This window comes from Citrobacter sp. Cpo109 (assembly GCF_030332565.1).
GTDB lineage: Bacteria > Pseudomonadota > Gammaproteobacteria > Enterobacterales > Enterobacteriaceae > Citrobacter > Citrobacter portucalensis.
In genome coordinates this window covers 1-413 of the sequence record NZ_JAOWHQ010000005.1, presented here as the reverse complement: position 1 = coordinate 413, position 413 = coordinate 1, and the positions used below count along the sequence as shown (strand labels likewise).

The following is a 413-nucleotide window of genomic DNA, read 5'->3' as shown; positions in this document are numbered from 1 at the left end:
ATCGAAATGGGGACTTTCATCGCGTCTATTCGTGCCCGTCGTATTCCCTGGTAGCACCACGGCGGCATGGTCAGCGAGCGTGCATGCGGCCGGATAAGGGCATATACCAGATACTCCTCTCCTACCGGCGCGGCAATCAGCTCCACTTCCTCACCTTCCCGGCAATAGGGGGCGCCCAGCCACCCTGAAAACTGCCGGCCATTGATTTCGCCCGTAACGTACCACGCCGCAGCAGGAACCCTGTCTTCATTGCTCGCCACCATGCCCTGTGCTGTTGCCGCTGACCCCGTCGAGGCCAGCACCATCGCGGCAGACGCCATGTTCTCATCCTGCCTGCTGAAATATTCCCACGTCTGCGGATAGGCTTTGGTGTCAAAATAGTGCGTCAGGCAGCGCTGGTGGTAGTTTGTCAC

At 59.3% G+C, this 413-nt stretch carries 1 pseudogene; it reads right to left on the bottom strand.

Going from position 1 to position 413, the window contains the following annotated elements:
* A pseudogene (locus OGY71_RS00030) lies at positions 1 to 413 on the bottom strand (putative type VI secretion system effector); the annotation flags it as partial.